The sequence below is a fragment of the Phyllobacterium calauticae genome (assembly GCF_019991125.1).
Lineage (GTDB): Bacteria > Pseudomonadota > Alphaproteobacteria > Rhizobiales > Rhizobiaceae > Phyllobacterium > Phyllobacterium calauticae.
Map to the genome: position 1 here is coordinate 105,710 of NZ_JAGENB010000006.1, position 15,516 is coordinate 121,225.

At 59.0% G+C, this 15,516-nt stretch carries 16 protein-coding genes; 6 read left to right on the plus strand and 10 right to left on the minus strand.

All coding sequences use genetic code 11. The features are described from left to right. Position 1: 1 nt before the first annotated feature. Positions 2-826, minus strand: a complete 825-nt coding sequence (locus J1W56_RS19910) for a cell envelope integrity EipB family protein (RefSeq protein ID WP_374042725.1) — start codon at positions 824-826, stop codon at positions 2-4. A gap of 120 nt (positions 827-946) precedes the next feature. Between J1W56_RS19910 and J1W56_RS19915 the strand changes: the two genes are divergently transcribed. From J1W56_RS19915 to J1W56_RS19930, 4 genes are all read left to right on the plus strand, one after another. Beyond that, entirely contained in the window at positions 947-1,411 is a 465-nt protein-coding gene (locus J1W56_RS19915; protein WP_223615038.1) for a RidA family protein, read from the plus strand. 2 nt (positions 1,412-1,413) lie between these two features. Then, positions 1,414-2,133 carry a glycerophosphodiester phosphodiesterase gene (locus J1W56_RS19920; RefSeq protein WP_223615039.1) on the plus strand — a complete coding sequence of 240 codons (720 nt, stop codon included), beginning with the start codon at positions 1,414-1,416 and terminating at the stop codon, positions 2,131-2,133. A 115-nt stretch (positions 2,134-2,248) separates the two neighbouring features. After that, positions 2,249-3,433, plus strand: coding sequence for a GNAT family N-acetyltransferase (locus J1W56_RS19925; protein WP_223615040.1), 1,185 nt, complete (start codon positions 2,249-2,251; stop codon positions 3,431-3,433). A gap of 84 nt (positions 3,434-3,517) precedes the next feature. Further along, entirely contained in the window at positions 3,518-3,952 is a 435-nt protein-coding gene (locus J1W56_RS19930) for an HIT family protein (RefSeq protein WP_223615041.1), read from the plus strand. Here J1W56_RS19930 and J1W56_RS19935 read toward each other — a convergent pair. From J1W56_RS19935 to J1W56_RS19960, 6 genes are all read right to left on the minus strand, one after another. Continuing rightward, the gene (locus tag J1W56_RS19935; protein ID WP_223615042.1) at positions 3,949-4,887 is read right to left on the minus strand and encodes a phosphatase PAP2 family protein; all 939 of its coding nucleotides are present in this window, start codon (positions 4,885-4,887) and stop codon (positions 3,949-3,951) included. The genes J1W56_RS19930 and J1W56_RS19935 overlap by 4 nt on opposite strands. Positions 4,888-4,966: 79 nt before the next feature. Continuing rightward, complete coding sequence (locus J1W56_RS19940) at positions 4,967-5,317, minus strand: AzlD domain-containing protein (RefSeq protein ID WP_223615043.1); 351 nt, start codon at positions 5,315-5,317, stop codon at positions 4,967-4,969. Further along, entirely contained in the window at positions 5,314-6,072 is a 759-nt protein-coding gene (locus tag J1W56_RS19945) for an AzlC family ABC transporter permease (protein ID WP_404928502.1), read from the minus strand. Before J1W56_RS19945 ends, J1W56_RS19940 begins: the two co-directional genes overlap by 4 nt. A gap of 66 nt (positions 6,073-6,138) precedes the next feature. Continuing rightward, complete coding sequence (gene clpA / locus J1W56_RS19950; RefSeq protein WP_223615044.1) at positions 6,139-8,613, minus strand: ATP-dependent Clp protease ATP-binding subunit ClpA; 2,475 nt, start codon at positions 8,611-8,613, stop codon at positions 6,139-6,141. Between the two features lie 6 nt (positions 8,614-8,619). Beyond that, a complete protein-coding gene (clpS, locus tag J1W56_RS19955; RefSeq protein ID WP_105733146.1) occupies positions 8,620-8,973 on the minus strand; it encodes an ATP-dependent Clp protease adapter ClpS in 354 nt (117 codons plus the stop codon). Between the two features lie 186 nt (positions 8,974-9,159). Next, positions 9,160-9,492, minus strand: coding sequence for a phasin family protein (locus tag J1W56_RS19960; protein ID WP_223615045.1), 333 nt, complete (start codon positions 9,490-9,492; stop codon positions 9,160-9,162). Between the two features lie 172 nt (positions 9,493-9,664). Here J1W56_RS19960 and J1W56_RS19965 point away from each other — a divergent pair, with 172 nt between their 5' ends. Together J1W56_RS19965 and J1W56_RS19970 are read left to right on the plus strand one after the other, a co-directional pair. Further along, positions 9,665-11,125, plus strand: a complete 1,461-nt coding sequence (locus J1W56_RS19965; protein ID WP_404928575.1) for an SPOR domain-containing protein — start codon at positions 9,665-9,667, stop codon at positions 11,123-11,125. A gap of 48 nt (positions 11,126-11,173) precedes the next feature. Beyond that, on the plus strand, positions 11,174-11,443 hold the full coding sequence (locus J1W56_RS19970) for a hypothetical protein (RefSeq protein WP_223615046.1): 270 nt from the start codon (positions 11,174-11,176) through the stop codon (positions 11,441-11,443). Positions 11,444-11,453: 10 nt separating this feature from the next. Here the strand turns inward: J1W56_RS19970 and J1W56_RS19975 are convergent, their stop codons facing one another. From J1W56_RS19975 to J1W56_RS19985, 3 genes are all read right to left on the minus strand, one after another. After that, positions 11,454-11,888: a DUF1489 family protein gene (locus tag J1W56_RS19975; RefSeq protein WP_105732907.1), complete on the minus strand. Its 435-nt coding sequence runs from the start codon at positions 11,886-11,888 to the stop codon at positions 11,454-11,456. A 103-nt stretch (positions 11,889-11,991) separates the two neighbouring features. Further along, positions 11,992-13,521, minus strand: a complete 1,530-nt coding sequence (locus J1W56_RS19980) for a nucleobase:cation symporter-2 family protein (RefSeq protein WP_404928505.1) — start codon at positions 13,519-13,521, stop codon at positions 11,992-11,994. Between the two features lie 155 nt (positions 13,522-13,676). Next, complete coding sequence (locus J1W56_RS19985; RefSeq protein ID WP_223615047.1) at positions 13,677-15,077, minus strand: L-serine ammonia-lyase; 1,401 nt, start codon at positions 15,075-15,077, stop codon at positions 13,677-13,679. Positions 15,078-15,516 lie beyond the last annotated feature (439 nt).

A 15,516-nucleotide genomic window follows, 5' to 3' on the forward strand; every position in this document is an offset into this window, starting at 1 on the left:
CCTACTTCGTGCACTTCGGCGCGTCGAAAAGCTCCAGATTGACGAGCTTGCCGGTCATGGAGAAATCGCCGTAATCCATCTTGAGATCACGGGTCACGCCATTGCGATAGAGTTTGAAATTGATGCGGTAGCTCGGCAGCCCTTCCGATTTGTCCGTATCGTCAAAATAGGCGATGGAAACCGGCCAGGTGTTTTCCTTCTCGAGCGCGCCCATCTTCTTCGTCTCGTCATCGGAATCACCGGAAGCGGGCTTGCCGATGACCACCGTCGTCGCCATGACCTTGTCGGCATCCTCGGAGCCGTCGAACAGCTTTGTCTGGTAGAACACATCCCCGGCGATCGCCTTCTCGATCAGTTCCTGCATGTGACGTGTCGGGAACTGTGAAAGTTCGAGATTTTCCTTGTTCGCTTCCGGCTTGGTAAGGGAGATTTCCGTCTTGTCCTTGTCCAGAAGCGCATCGCCGCGCACTTCCTTGGTCAGGCTCTGGTCGACAAATGTCTTGTTGACGAAACGGAATTTGGCGCCGTCACCGGACTCGAACGTGGTGGTCTGCTGGTCGGTCACCCTTTGAGGCTGTTCTTCCATGTCGACGCGCGTCACAAAGCGAAAATTTGTCGTGTAACCTTCACAATCCGAACCATTGAATTCGTATACCATGCGGCCTGTCAGCCCCGTGATACCACTGCTTTCCTGCGCGTTATCCAGCTTGAGATCATAAATGGCGCGGTGTGGTACGAGAGTCGCTGTTCCAGCGGCAAGTGCCATCGACGATCCGGAAAGACCAAGGGCACTCAGGCTGAAAACGAGGACGGGGAATAGACGCATTGACAAGATTCTCCAGTTTTCGAATGGCCATATTAAAAAAACTCTTGGCGGAAGCGAGGCAAAAATCGCAACTTCATTCACAATCACTTGCGATTCCGCATGAGAAGGATGAGAAACCCAATGACCAGCACCATCGACAGCCGTCTAAACGACCTTGGAATTACCCTGCCCGTTGCCGCCGCTCCGGCCGCAAACTATGTGCCCTTCGCACGCAGCGGCTCGCTGCTTCTCACCTCGGGGCAATTGCCGCTGGCCGGGGGCAAGCTGGTCCATACCGGTTTGCTCGGTATTGATGTCGATCTGGCGCAGGGCCAGGAAGCGGCAAAGGCCTGCGCCATCAATATCCTTGCCCAGGCAAAGGCCGCGCTCGGCGATCTCGAGAAGATCGAGCGTATCGTGAAAATCACGGTGTTTGTCGCCTCCTCCAAGGATTTCACCGAACAGCACCTCGTCGCCAATGGCGCATCCGACCTGCTCGTGGCCGTGCTGGGCGACAAGGGCCGCCACGCCCGTTCCGCCGTGGGTACAGCGGCGCTGCCGTTGAATGCGCCGGTTGAAATCGAAGCGATCATCGAGGTCCGCTGATCATGGCATCACTGGAATGGCTGACAAAGACGCCCATTGCCCATCGCGGATTGCATGATCTCAACAAATCCCGCTGGGAGAATACGCTTTCAGCCTTTGATGCGGCGGCAAGTGCCGGCTTTGCCATCGAATGCGATGTGCACCTCTCTGCCGATGGCAGGGCTCTGGTGTTTCACGACGGCACGCTGGATCGTCTGGTTGCAAAGCCCGGCAACATTCATGATGTCACGGTGGCCGACGCCGCCGCGTTGCGGGTCGGCGGCACAAAGGACCATGTGCCGACACTCGCAGAAGCGCTCAAGCTCATTGCCGGCCGCGTGCCGATCGTCGTTGAACTCAAGGGCATTCCCGGTCGCGATGACGGCCTCGTCAAGGCGGTCGCCGGGGATCTGGCCGGGTATGAGGGCAATGCCGCCATCATGTCGTTCGACCATCACCTCATCCGGCTGTTCGGCAGGGATGCTCCGGGGATTCCGGCCGGGCTCACGGCGGAGGGTCTTGATGACAGCGCTCTGGAGGCGCATTTCGCCATGCTCGCCCATAACATCGATTTCGTCTCCTACAATGTCCATCATCTGGAAAACCGCTTTGTCGGCTTCGTGAAGGGCAGGCTCGGCCTGCCGGTCATTTCGTGGACGGTGCGCAGCCCCGCTGACAAGGCCACGAGCGATGCGCATGTGGATCAGATCACGTTCGAGGGCTTTGATCCGCGCTCTGTCTGAAACACGGCGGTCATGCCGCGCTGCCTCTTGTATCGCCGGGTGGAATACCTAGTTTAATCAGAGGCAGCGAGGCGACTTTCATCCTGCCGGCAACGTCAGGAAACCAAGTTCAGCAATGTCAAATCTTGATCAGGGCGAGTTTACCTTGCGCGTCGGCGATGGAATCGGCGCGTTTACGCCGGAGGAATGGTCGCAGCTCTCGGGAACGTCGAGCGGCGCGCCCGGCTACAATCCGTTTCTTTCGCACGCCTTTCTCTCCGCCCTTGAGGATTCCGGCTGCGTCGACCGCAAGTCCGGCTGGCTGCCGCAGTTCCTGCGCCTCGAGGATGCCACAGGGACAGTCATCGGCGCGGTGCCGTGCTATCTGAAGGGCCATAGCCAGGGCGAATATGTCTTCGACCATGGCTGGGCCGACGCCTTCGAGCGGGCTGGCGGGCGCTATTATCCCAAATTGCAGGCCAGCATTCCCTTCACGCCCGCAACGGGCCCTCGCCTGCTTGTGCATCGGGACTGGGACGGTCCGGCTGTCCGGGCCGCGCTTGCCAATGGGCTGCGGCAGCTCACGGGACAGCTCGGCGTTTCATCCGCGCATTCGACCTTTGTGAATACAGACGATCTGCCGGCATTCAACGAAGCCGGTTTCCTGCATCGCATCGATCAGCAGTTTCACTTCTTCAACGAAGGCTATGCAACCTATGATGATTTTCTCGACAGTCTTGCCGCGCGCAAACGCAAGGCCCTGAAGCGCGAACGGCGCGAAGCGCTGGCTGATGGCATCGTGATCGACCGCCTCACCGGCAGCGCCCTGACCAAACCGGTCTGGGACGACTTCTTCACCTTCTATACGGACACCGGCAACCGCAAATGGGGCCGCCCCTATCTCAACCGGGAATTCTACCGGTTGATCGGCGAGCGCATGCCCGGCGACATCGTCCTGATGATGGCGCGGCGCGGCGGCCGCTACATCGCCGGAGCCATCAATTTTATCGGTTCCGACCGGCTTTTTGGCCGCCACTGGGGCTGCATCGAGGACCACCGGTTCCTGCATTTCGAGGTCTGCTATCATCAGGCCATCGATTTTGCCATTGAACGCAAGCTGCATGTGGTCGAAGCAGGCGCCCAGGGCGAGCACAAGCTGGCGCGCGGCTATCTGCCGGTCACCACCCATTCCGCCCACTATATCGCGCATGAGGGTCTGCGCCGCGCCGTCGCCGGTTTTCTTGAGCACGAGCGCAATGACGTTGCGATGATGAGCGACGTGCTGAACGAACACGCCCCCTTCAAGAAATCCGACTGCTGAACACACCATTTGCCCGGGCACGCTTGACCTTGCGGCAACACATGGCAAACATCCGATTCATCATTCAGAAAAGACGGGTGCCCCATGAGCCAGACCTATGACGACAACAATGTGTTCGCAAAAATCCTGCGCGGCGAGATTCCGTCCCACAAGCTCTACGAGGATGCCGACACCTATGCCTTCATGGATGTGATGCCGCAGGGCAAGGGCCACTGCCTGGTCATACCCAAGCAGCCCTCGCGCAACATCCTCGATGCCGCACCGGCCAGCCTCGCGGCGGCCATTGCCACGACGCAGAAGCTTGCGCGCGCCGTCAAGACGGCCTTTGACGCGGATGGCGTGACAGTCAGCCAGTTCAACGAACCGGCCTCGGGCCAGACGGTTTTCCACCTGCATTTCCACATCATTCCGCGATTCGAGGGCGTTGCACTGAAGCCTCATACGGGTCAGATGGAGGATCAGGGCGTGCTCGCCGCCAACGCTGACAAAATCAGACAGGCGCTCGCACAGGTCGCTTAGGCTGTCGCCATGGCAGGACGTGAGATCGTTCTGGCGGCGACAGCACGGCCCGACTTGTAAAACAGGCCGGTACCGTACCAGCATATCAGAGCCACGCCGACGCCTGCGATGACATCGACGAGATGATGTCCTCCCTCGATCGGCGTGGCGATCAGGATAATGGTGTTCAATATCAGGATCGGCAGAAACCAGAACCGGACGCCGGAAAAAGCCAGGACCAGCAGGACCGAGAGGGTCCCGTGATAGGACGGAAATGCGATCAGTCCTTTCATGGAGTAGAACGAAATCCACTGATCAACGCCGGAACGAAGATCAAAGAAGGTCTGCTTATAGGCGAGATCCACCACCGGCCTGTGTATTTTCCATATGGCATCGGCAGGTTTGATAGTCGCCAATGCTCCGGCTGAAGGCAGAACCGCCGAAATCAAGATGCACGCAAGGGCGCCCGCCATGACAGCTGCAACGAAATGCTGTGCCCTTTTCGCATCCTCCATCACGCCGAGGATGATGACGGCACAGGCGACTTGAGCCAACGTCGTCAGATAGGTAATCGAGAACAACAGACCCAGCCACGGGTGATCGCCAACATATTGCGCATAGGCGAGCCAGTCGAAGCCAAGCAGAGCGTCAAGGCGCATAAGCGGCGTGTCAACGGAGGGAAAATCAAGCGATGTCACCAGATAGCTCAACACCGCCGCGGCAGCGCTGAATGCCATGAGAATCGCCGTTTCAACGCACATCACACTCAGATGACGCACTGGCCGCTTTGCATGATAGATATAAGCCACGATGCTGCAGAGGCCTGTCAGGACGACCGCTTTCAAGGCACTGAAAGTGTCGAACCGGAAGTCAGACACGGCAATCCACACCGCGTCGATCAGCAGTATTCCGGCAACAACCAATGCTTTCCAAAGGGTCTGACTCTTCGACCTCATCTGAACTCCCCGCACGAGTACTCCGGCAAACCTAGAGAGCGGGGATGTTTATCCCGTTAAGCGATTGGCTTAATCAAAGCTAAAAATTGAGAAAAAGCCCTATTATCAAGACGATCTCCGCCGCGATCACACTGACAATCACATGGCGGCCCAGACGCAGATAGGCCAGAAACCCGACAGCGGCGGCACCAATGCGCAGGAACACCGAGGACTCGGCCAGCGCCCCGCTGGGATAAAGAATGAGCTGGGCGATAACACCCGCGACGAGCGCCGTTGCAACGGCACGCACCGCGATGAGCGCATCGGAATCCTCGCGCACGCGGCCGCCGATGAGAACACCCAGATAGCGCCAGATATCCGTGGGCAGCCAGCCCGCCAGCAGGATGAAGAGATAGGGCCACCACCAGTCGGTCAGGCTGTGCCAGGTCATGCTGCGCGCCCCCTCGCCCACCGTACATAGCCCATCGTCACCGCGCCGCCGGCAAAGCCCGTCAGCAGCAGATCATAGGCCGGTGCCAGGTGATGAATGAGCGGGAACAACGCGAGGCCCGATACCATGGCCACATGGACCGACCGGTCGCGCGCCGATCCCCACAGCGACGTCAGGAAATACATTGGCGTCAGGAAGAACAGCGCGGCGAAAACAATCGGCGGGAAATCCGTCGACAGAAAATAGACCAGTGCCACCACGAGCGAATTGGTCACGGTCAGCGTGATGCCGAGCCCGGCGAAATAGCTGACGCGCATATCGCGCGGAATGTGGCGGAAGCGCTCCATGCCCATGACCCAGGCGGTGACGGCAATGAAATGCGCCAGCAAAAGCAGCGTGATCCTGCGCGTCTTCGGCCCGCGCATTTCCGGGATGAAGGCGGCGACCATCGGCATGAGACGGATCGACGACAGGGTGACCGCAACCGCCGCCCCTATGAGCGAATAACCGCCGGAAATTGCGCCGATCAGGACGATATTGGCCGGAAGCGCCCAGATCGTCGCGACCATGAAGGTTGCCTGCAGCAGGGATACGCCATTCTCGCTGGCAAAACCGGCAAAGCCCACATGCGCCGTCATCAGAATGAAGGCCGGGATGCTGAAGATCATCGCCATGCCGGACAGAAACCATGAGAACCGCGTTCTCACGGTGTCGTCTGCCGGCGTCTGTGATGAAGGAAATTCGGAATCGCCCATGATTCAACCGATAGCCCGATCCTGCGATGCCAGCAAGAAAAAGGCCGCCCGGAGGCGGCCTTTTCGTTACTTCTTGCGCGGCACCTTGGGCACCGATGCCTTGCCGCGCGATGGCGGCGTTGGCTCGTCGGCGATGGAAGGACCGGCCGTCACTTTTTCAAGTATCGGCTTCTTCGGCGCAGGCTTCTTCTTCGCCACCGGCTTTTTCTCGACGGCGATTTCCTGCTTCGGCTTCACCGCCACTTCGTCGGCGATATAGTCAAGCACGAGCCCCTTGGAACCATCGGCCTTCTCGGCAACCGAGACGACAACGGTACCACCCTTCTTCAGCCTGCCAAACAGCACTTCGTCAGCCAGCGGCTTCTTGATGTGCTCCTGAATGACGCGGCCGAGCGGGCGAGCGCCCATACGGTCGTCGTAACCCTTTTCGGCCAGCCAGGCGATTGCCTCAGGCTTCAGATCAAACGTCACGCCGCGGTCGGCAAGCTGTGCCTCAAGCTGGATGACGAATTTCTGGACCACCTGATGGATAACCGGAATTGGCAGCGGACCGAACGGAATGATGGCATCGAGACGGTTGCGGAACTCCGGCGTGAACAGCCGGTTGATCGCTTCCATGTCATCGCCTTCACGACGCGAGGAGCCGAAGCCGATGGCCGAACGTGCGGCATCGGAAGCACCCGCATTGGTTGTCATGATCAGGATGACATTGCGGAAATCGATCTGCTTGCCGTTGTGATCCGTCAGCTTGCCGTGATCCATGACCTGCAACAGGATGTTGAAAAGATCCGGATGGGCCTTTTCGATTTCATCGAGCAGCAGCACGCAATGCGGGTGCTGATCGACGCCATCGGTCAGAAGGCCGCCCTGGTCGAAACCGACATAGCCGGGAGGTGCACCGAGCAGACGCGAAACCGTGTGACGCTCCATATATTCCGACATGTCGAAACGCAGGAGTTCCACGCCGAGCGACAGCGCCAGCTGCTTGGCAACTTCGGTCTTGCCGACGCCGGTCGGACCCGAGAACAGGTAGGAGCCGATCGGCTTCTCCGGTTCGCGCAGGCCGGCACGGGCCAGCTTGATCGAGGAGGACAGAGCTTCGATTGCAAGGTCCTGACCGTAAACGACGCGCTTCAGTTCGGCCTCGAGATTGGACAGAACCGCTTCGTCATCCTTGGAAACCGTCTTCGGCGGGATGCGGGCCATCGTGGCAATGGTTGCCTCGATTTCCTTCACGCCGATGGACTTCTTGCGCTTTCCTTCCGGCAGCAGCATCTGGCTGGCACCTGTCTCGTCGATCACATCGATTGCCTTGTCGGGCAATTTGCGGTCGTTGATATAGCGCGCAGACAGTTCCACCGCCGATTTGATCGCTTCCACCGTGTACTTGACCTTGTGGAAGTCCTCGAAATACGGGCGAAGACCCTTCATGATCTCGATGGCATCCGGGATGGACGGCTCATTGACGTCGATCTTCTGGAAACGCCGGACAAGCGCCCTGTCCTTCTCGAAGAACTGGCGGAATTCCTTGTACGTCGTCGAGCCGATGCAGCGGATGGCACCGGACGACAGGGCCGGCTTCAGGAGGTTCGACGCATCCATTGCGCCGCCCGACGTGGCTCCGGCACCGATGATCGTGTGAATCTCGTCGATGAACAGGATCGCACCCGGAAACTCTTCGAGCTCCTTGATGACCTGCTTCAGACGCTCTTCGAAATCACCGCGATAGCGTGTTCCGGCCAGCAATGTGCCCATATCGAGCGAAAACACCGTGGCGTCGGCCAGGACCGACGGCACCTTGCCTTCGACAATCCGCTTGGCAAGACCTTCGGCGATGGCCGTCTTGCCCACGCCGGGATCACCCACATAAAGCGGGTTGTTCTTGGAACGGCGGCACAGAATCTGGATCGTCCGGTTGATTTCCTGATCGCGGCCGATCAGCGGATCGATCTTGCCGGCTTTCGCGCGGTCGTTCAGATTGTTGCAGTAGGCCGTAAGGGCATCCTGCTTCTTCTTCGGTGCCCCCTCTTCCGACTCGGAAGCGTGGTTTTCTTCGTTGTTGCTTTCCGTACCCAGCGGGGTGCGCGGCTCGGATGCGCCGGGGCGCTTCGAGATGCCATGGGAGATGTAGTTGACCGCGTCATAACGGGTCATCTGCTGTTCCTGCAGGAAGAACGCCGCATGGCTTTCCCGCTCGGCGAAAATAGCGACGAGAACGTTGGCGCCGGTAACTTCTTCACGGTTGGAGGATTGAACGTGAATAACGGCGCGCTGGATGACGCGCTGAAACGCGGCAGTTGGTTTTGAATCCTCGTCATACCCGGTGACAAGGTTGTCCAGTTCGTGATCGACATAGTCGGTCACCGTGCGGGTCAGCTGTGCGAGGTCAACATTGCAGGCGCGCATGACACTGCTCGCGTCCTGATCATCGATGAGCGCGAGGAGCAGATGCTCCAGCGTCGCATATTCATGATGATGCTCGTTCGCGATTGTCAGCGCCTGATGGAGGGCCCGCTCCAGACTAGGTGAGAAAGATGGCATGAAACCTCACTTTTTCTCCATCACGCATTGTAGCGGATGTTGGTTTTGCCGCGCATAGTCCATGACTTGGGTCATCTTGGACTCCGCGACCTCATAGGTAAAGACGCCGCACTCTCCGACTCCATGATTATGCACATGAAGCATGATGCGTGTGGCATCTTCTTTGTTTTTCTGGAAAAAGCGTTCCAGAACATGAATGACGAATTCCATGGGGGTGTAATCGTCATTCAGGAGCAACACCCGGTAAAGACTCGGCTTCTTCAGCTTAGGCTTGGTACGTGTGATGACAGCCGTTCCCCGGCCGGGGCCATTGCCGCTGCCTTTGTCTTCATCTTGCATTGTTGGTGCAAACCGCTTCATCTCTTCCAATACCCGCATTTGGTGGTCATGTGTTGCCCTGTGTATCCTATGTAGGTCGCAACGCGCTGATTTTAAGCCCTCTCACAAAGCATGCAATATCACTCGGCCCGTTTTCGGGCGCGCAAATAAAAAAAGTCCGGTTGCGCGCGCAACCGGACCTTTCGCAAGCCGCAAATAAGGCTGGATTTATTTGGTAACCTTGGCAACTGCCGCCTCGTACGGCTTGTAGGCTTCCTTGGCGAGGTCGGCATAGAGTTCGCCGAATTTGGTTGCCTGGGCAACAAAGGCTTCATAGGCCTTCTTGGAGAATGCGGTGTGCGCCTCGTAGAGCTGCTCGACCGACTTGGTCGCGCCAAGCTTTTCAACAAGTGCCGTGCCGTCTTCGAAGGACTTCTTCGAATATTCAGCCGCTTCATTGGCGATTGTCTGCAAACCCTGCGACAGGACCGAAACGCTCTTCATCGAGTTGTTGACGAATTCCTTGCTGGATTCACTCAGAGTTTCGAATGGGTTGGCCATGATAAATCCTTCCATGGATTAAATTTCTGCGTAGCCGTATTTAGTGTGCACTGCACAAAAAGTCAATTTTTTGTGCATCGCAATAATTTCCGACAATTTTAAACAACGCAATGCCGCGGAATTCGTGAACATTCCGGTTACCATAAACAGTTTGGTAACGCTGTTGCGGGTAATGTTCGACGATCCGTACCTGACGCAACATTACGTCAGTCAAATTCCATATACGCTTCAGTATGAGCAGGTGTTGATTGTGCTTTATCCAGCCCGCCAAGGTTCCAGACTTTTTACCAGACTTACCCATACATTCCTGGCTTTGGCGCTCGCTTCCGGAATAGGCCTGACACAGACACCCAGGGCAGAAGCATCCTCGAAGGCATCGGCCATCGTGGTGGATGCCAACACCGGCAAGACGCTCTACTCGTCCAATGCCGATGCCCAGCGCTTTCCGGCGTCCCTCACCAAGATGATGACGCTGTACATGCTGTTTGAAGCGATGGAAGCCGGAAAAGTCTCGAAGTCGACACCCATTCCCGTTTCCGCCTATGCCGCCGGCCAGCCGCCGACAAAGATCGGCTTCAAGCCCGGCCAGACCATCAGTGCGGAAGCGGCCATTCTCTCCGTCATCACCAAATCGGCCAACGACTCGGCGACAGCCATCGGCGAATATCTCGGCGGTTCGGAACAGCGCTTTGCCCAGATGATGACCAACAAGGCGCGCCAGCTCGGCATGCGCAATACCACGTTCCGCAACGCCTCGGGCCTGCCCAATCCGCAACAGCGCTCGTCGGCGCGCGACCTTGCCCTGCTCGGCATCGCCCTGCGCGAGCATTTTCCGCAATATTATGATTATTTCTCCACCCGCAGCTTCAGCTATCGCGGCCGCCGCATCGCCGGTCACAACCGCCTGCTCGGCAAGGTACGCGGCGTCGACGGCATCAAGACCGGCTACACCCGCGATTCCGGCTTCAACCTCGTTTCGTCGGTGAATGTCGACGGCAAGAAGATGGTTGCGGTCGTGATGGGCGGCACCAGCGGCGGCGCCCGCGATGCGCAGATGGCCAAGCTGATCGAACAGTACCTGCCCAGCGCCTCGCGCCGTGACGGCGGCAATCTGCTGGCCTCGCGCAAGAACAGCAAGGTTCAGGTCGCAGCCGTCGAACTGCCCGAAGACGACGATGCGCCGATGCCGACACAGCGTGCCGAAGTTGTTGCGAAAACCAGCAATGTCGTGACGGCCTATGCCTCCGCCCCGGCCCAGTCGCCAGCCGCGCAGATCCTGACCGTTCCGACTCCGACCGCACGCGCTGCGGCAGCCGAATCCGACGATGAGGCAGAGGTCGATCCGGTCACCACCGCATCGGCTTCGGACAAGGGTACAGCCAGCGGCTGGATGGTGCAGATCGGCTCGATGGGCAGTGCCGACGAAGCCAAGGCGATCCTTGCCCGCGCGGCATCAGAAGTCGGCGGCTCGCTTGCCACCCTGTCGCCCTACACCGAAAAATTCCAGAAGGGTTCGGCAACCTATTACCGCGCCCGCTTTGCCGGCATTGCCTCAGCCAAGGCTGCAAACAATGCCTGCACCGCGCTGAAGCGTCAAAACTACCACTGCTTTGCAATTGCGCCCCAATCGTAAGGCAGTGATCTGAAAGACCCAGTTTGTACAGAGTTGAGGGTTTTGCGAATGTCGAGTGTCAATGATTTCCATGGTTCTGCCGGTGCTGCCGGCAAGGAATCCCGGTCGCTCTTTGGCGGTATGCACGCGTTGCAGCAGGCGGCGCAGCGCCTTGCCGATCTGCGGCGCGGCAACTCAGCGTTCAAGACGATGGACCTGGTGAACGTGCTGCTGTGCCAGGCGGCGAGAACGCGCCGTGCGGCCATGCCTCCCGTGCGCTTGCACATCCGCACCGCCGGTCACAATGGTGTTACCGCAGTCCGCCTCAAGGTTTCCTGAAGATTCGGGTCTAGAGCAGCCCCAGCGACGCCAGTTCGTTGCGCAGTTCCGGCGGCAGCTTGGCCCGGCCCTTGCCCTGCCCCTCATCCGCCGGCGCATCCTCGCTTGTCAGATAGCGCCAGCCCTGGAATGCCCGCCGTGGCTGCCATTCCGTCGCGATGATGCGCGGATCCAGCACCAGATGGCAGCGTGAAATCCCCTCGTCATCGGTGAAGGTGCGAATGTCCGTCAGTATCTGGCGGCATTGGATGTTGCCCTTGATCACCCAGTAAAGCGATCCACCGGCCAGCAATTCCTCGACGCGCTTGGGAACCATGCGTGTCGTGTGGAACTGTTCGGGCGACAGGCCGGCACGCCTGCGCTCATCCAGGCGAAAATCGATCCACGCCGCGAGATCTTCGATCGCAGTGCAGCCGACACAAAGTTTGACGAGATTGAGAGCCATGGAGGAGATTTGACGCTTTCAGGCGGCAAGGTCAACCGAAACCGGCGGGTTCTCCACAAAGCGCCGGCGGGAAGCACGGCGATGCCGCCCGCCGGTGAAAGTCTCAGTGACCGGTTGCGGGTATGGCTGCCCCGCCGCCCGATTGCCGTTTGACCGCCGGGGCATGAACGTCCGCCGCAACGACCGGCACCTCGACGCCCTTCGCGTCATAGAGCTTGCCATTGAGGAAATAGTCACCGTCGTGCAACTGCGCGATATCCTGATAGCGCAGCACCCGCTCGGTACCGGCGACGAAGACCGACTGCTGGTCCGAATTGCCCGCGGTCAGATGGTTGAACACGATGTTCAGCGCAATCGCCATGAGCGCGGCCGAACTGATGCCGGAATGGAAAATCGTGGCGAACCATGCGGGGAAATGATCGTAAAAATTCGGCGATGCAATCGGGATCATGCCGAACCCCAGCGACGTCGCGACGATGATGAGGTTCATGTTGTTGGCATAGTCGACCTTGGACAGCGTGCGGATACCGCTGGCAGCCACGGTTCCGAAGAGCACGAGGCCAGCGCCGCCGAGGACCGCACTCGGCACCGCCGCAACGATGCGTCCCATGACCGGCAGCAAACCCAGAACGACAAGGAACAGGCCGCCCGTCGCCACCACATAGCGGCTCTTGATCCCGGTTACCGCAACCAGCCCGACATTCTGGGCAAAGGCGCTCTGCGTGAATGAGCCGAACACCGGTGCGATCAGGCTCGACAGCATGTCGGCGCGCAGACCATCGCCGAGCCGGCGCGAGTCCACCTTGGTCTCGATAATCTCACCGACGGCTAGGATATCCGCCGATGTTTCGACCAGCGTGACCATGATCACGATGAACATGGAAATGATCGCCGCTACCTGGAAGGTTGGATAACCCCATTGAAAGATCGTCGGCAGGGCGATGAACGGTCCTTCGCTCACCTTGGAGAAGTCGGTCATGCCCAGTGCCAGCGCAATCAGGGTGCCGATGACGATGGCCAGCAGGATCGACAGCCGTGAAATGCGGGCACTGCCGACCTTGCTGAGCAAAAGCACGATGACAAGGGTCACCGCCGCCAGCTCGATATTGGCCATGCTGCCGAAATCCGGTGCCTTGCTGTTGCCGCCCATCGCCCAGCGCGCGGCGACCGGCATCAGGGTCAAGCCGATGGTGGTGATGACGATCCCGGTGACCAATGGCGGGAAAAACCGGGTAATTCTGGAAAAGACCGGCGTGATCAGCAGGCCGATGAACGAGGCGACCATCACGGCACCCAGCACCGCCTCGATGCCGCCATTGCCCGTGATGGCGACCATGGTCGCCACGCCGGAAAACGACACACCCTGAACGAGCGGCAGGCGGCAGCCGAAAAAGGGCAGGCCCATCGTCTGCAGGATTGTCGCCAGCCCGCCGGCAAACAGCGACGCGGTGATCAAAAGGCCGATGTCGTTCGACGACAGCCCTGCCGCCTGGCCAAGGATCAGCGGAACGGCAATGATGCCGCCATACATGGTCAGAACATGCTGAAAGCCATAGGCCATATTGGCCGCCAGCCCCAGATTCTCGTCCTCCGGACGGTCCTCTGGCGTATTTTCATTCAATCGTGATGCCAAGGTAGTGTCCTCCCAATACCTTTATGCAGCCCAACCAAACATTGCTGATCGGGCGGGAGGAAAACTATGGCAGCTTTTTGGGATTTGACTGTATCTGATTTATTGAAAGTGTTTTCGGCTGCGTGCGGGTATTGCACGCGCCGATTCAATCAATCTCAGCACTCCACGACATTGACCGCAAGACCGCCAAGGCTGGTTTCCTTGTAACGCTCGTTCATGTCGCGTCCGGTCTGGCGCATGGTTTCGATGCAGGCGTCGAGCGGCACGAAATGCGTGCCATCCCCCTTGATCGCTAGGGATGCGGCCGTCACCGCCTTGACCGCGCCCAGCGCATTGCGCTCGATGCAGGGAACCTGGACGAGGCCAGCCACGGGGTCGCAGGTCATGCCGAGATGGTGCTCGAGCGCGATTTCCGCGGCATTCTCGATCTGGGCCGCATTGCCGCCCATGACGGCAGCGAGCCCGGCCGCTGCCATCGCCGAGGCAGAGCCCACCTCACCCTGACAGCCGACTTCCGCGCCTGATATCGAGGCATTGTGCTTGATGACGCCGCCAATGGCCGCCGATGTCAGCAGGAAATCGCGAATGCCTTCGGCATCGGCATCATCATGAAAATGCAGGTAGTAGCGCAGCACGGCGGGAACCACGCCCGCAGCGCCATTGGTCGGCGCGGTCACGACCCGTCCGCCTGCAGCATTCTCCTCGTTCACCGCCATGGCGTAGACGGAGAGCCAATCATTGGCCAGCAGCGGATTCATGCGGTTCTGCCGCCATTCCTCCTGCAGTCGGTCATGCAGATAACGGGCGCGGCGCTTGACCTTGAGGCCGCCCGGCATGATGCCTTCCTGCTCCAGCCCGCGATCGATGCAGGAGCGCATGGCCGACCAGATGCGATCAAGACCGGCGTTAAGCTCATCCCGGCTCATGAAGACTTCTTCATTGCGGCGTTTCATTTCCGCGATGGAGAGCCCGCTCTCCGCGCTCATGGCCAGCATCTGGGCCGCGTTCTTGAACGGGAACGGCACGGGATGTTCGGGTTTTGGTGCAGTGCGGGTCTTTGCGCTTTCCAGCTCTTCCTCGGTGACGACGAAGCCGCCGCCGATCGAATAGAAAATGCGGCGCAGAAGCAGGCGCTCATCCGCATCATAGGCTTCGAAGGCCATGCCGTTGGCATGTCCCGGCAGCGGCGTCCTGCGGTCCATGATCAGATCGGTTGCCGGATCGAAGCGGTAGGCGGGATGCCCCTCGGGGCGAATACGTTTTTCCTGTTTGACGGTCTCAAGCAGCGCATCCATCTGGTTGGGATCGATCGTCGCTGGCAGAAGGCCGCAGAGGCCGAGAACAACCGCACGGTCCGTCGCATGACCGATGCCCGTGAACGCCAGCGATCCATGCAGATGCACGCGCAGGCGATCCACCTTCACGCCGGTCGGGCGTGGCCATTGCCCGTTCTTCAACTCTTCGAGGAACAGGCTGCCGGCGGTCATCGGGCCCATCGTATGGGAACTCGAAGGACCAATGCCGATTTTATAAAGATCGAAAACCGACAGGAACATCCGGCTACCTCAAATGGTGAAATTGCATCGCGCTATAATGGCTGCTCCGAGGCATAAGCCGAAGCCAGCCACCGACCTAGCGTTGTGTTTCTACGACATGCCGGACCAAAGAAAAAGGGTGCAGACGCACTGCACCCCTCCATCAGAAATTTATTCCGGCTCAACTGGACTGGAGCCTGATTTTTTATCAGTGCATCGCGATGAGATAGGTCACCAGCATGATCACTGCGAAACCGACAACTGCCCAGGCGGTGATGCCCCAGCAGGACTTTTGAACGCTATCGTCCATGAATTTTGTATTTCCCTGTTGCTCTCGGAAGGACACGATTCTGTCGAAACGCTCCCTCCCTGGGAACGCGGGTATATCCGTCCATGCCATCCTTCGCAACGCCAAAGATGGCAAAATCAGGGCGGCGCGGCGCATGGCTGCGTTGTGCCA

Excerpts from the sequence above, each read along its gene's own strand:
- J1W56_RS19910 (WP_374042725.1), bottom strand. The coding sequence starts at position 826 with ATGCGTCTATTCCCCGTCCTCGTTTTCAGCCTGAGTGCCCTTGGTCTT.
- J1W56_RS19915 (WP_223615038.1), top strand. The coding sequence starts at position 947 with ATGACCAGCACCATCGACAGCCGTCTAAACGACCTTGGAATTACCCTG.
- J1W56_RS19920 (WP_223615039.1), top strand. The coding sequence starts at position 1,414 with ATGGCATCACTGGAATGGCTGACAAAGACGCCCATTGCCCATCGCGGA.
- J1W56_RS19925 (WP_223615040.1), top strand. The coding sequence starts at position 2,249 with ATGTCAAATCTTGATCAGGGCGAGTTTACCTTGCGCGTCGGCGATGGA.
- J1W56_RS19930 (WP_223615041.1), top strand. The coding sequence starts at position 3,518 with ATGAGCCAGACCTATGACGACAACAATGTGTTCGCAAAAATCCTGCGC.
- J1W56_RS19935 (WP_223615042.1), bottom strand. The coding sequence starts at position 4,887 with ATGAGGTCGAAGAGTCAGACCCTTTGGAAAGCATTGGTTGTTGCCGGA.
- J1W56_RS19940 (WP_223615043.1), bottom strand. The coding sequence starts at position 5,317 with ATGACCTGGCACAGCCTGACCGACTGGTGGTGGCCCTATCTCTTCATC.
- J1W56_RS19945 (WP_404928502.1), bottom strand. The coding sequence starts at position 6,072 with ATGGGCGATTCCGAATTTCCTTCATCACAGACGCCGGCAGACGACACC.
- clpA (WP_223615044.1), bottom strand. The coding sequence starts at position 8,613 with ATGCCATCTTTCTCACCTAGTCTGGAGCGGGCCCTCCATCAGGCGCTG.
- clpS (WP_105733146.1), bottom strand. The coding sequence starts at position 8,973 with ATGAAGCGGTTTGCACCAACAATGCAAGATGAAGACAAAGGCAGCGGC.
- J1W56_RS19960 (WP_223615045.1), bottom strand. The coding sequence starts at position 9,492 with ATGGCCAACCCATTCGAAACTCTGAGTGAATCCAGCAAGGAATTCGTC.
- J1W56_RS19965 (WP_404928575.1), top strand. The coding sequence starts at position 9,665 with ATGTTCGACGATCCGTACCTGACGCAACATTACGTCAGTCAAATTCCA.
- J1W56_RS19970 (WP_223615046.1), top strand. The coding sequence starts at position 11,174 with ATGTCGAGTGTCAATGATTTCCATGGTTCTGCCGGTGCTGCCGGCAAG.
- J1W56_RS19975 (WP_105732907.1), bottom strand. The coding sequence starts at position 11,888 with ATGGCTCTCAATCTCGTCAAACTTTGTGTCGGCTGCACTGCGATCGAA.
- J1W56_RS19985 (WP_223615047.1), bottom strand. The coding sequence starts at position 15,077 with ATGTTCCTGTCGGTTTTCGATCTTTATAAAATCGGCATTGGTCCTTCG.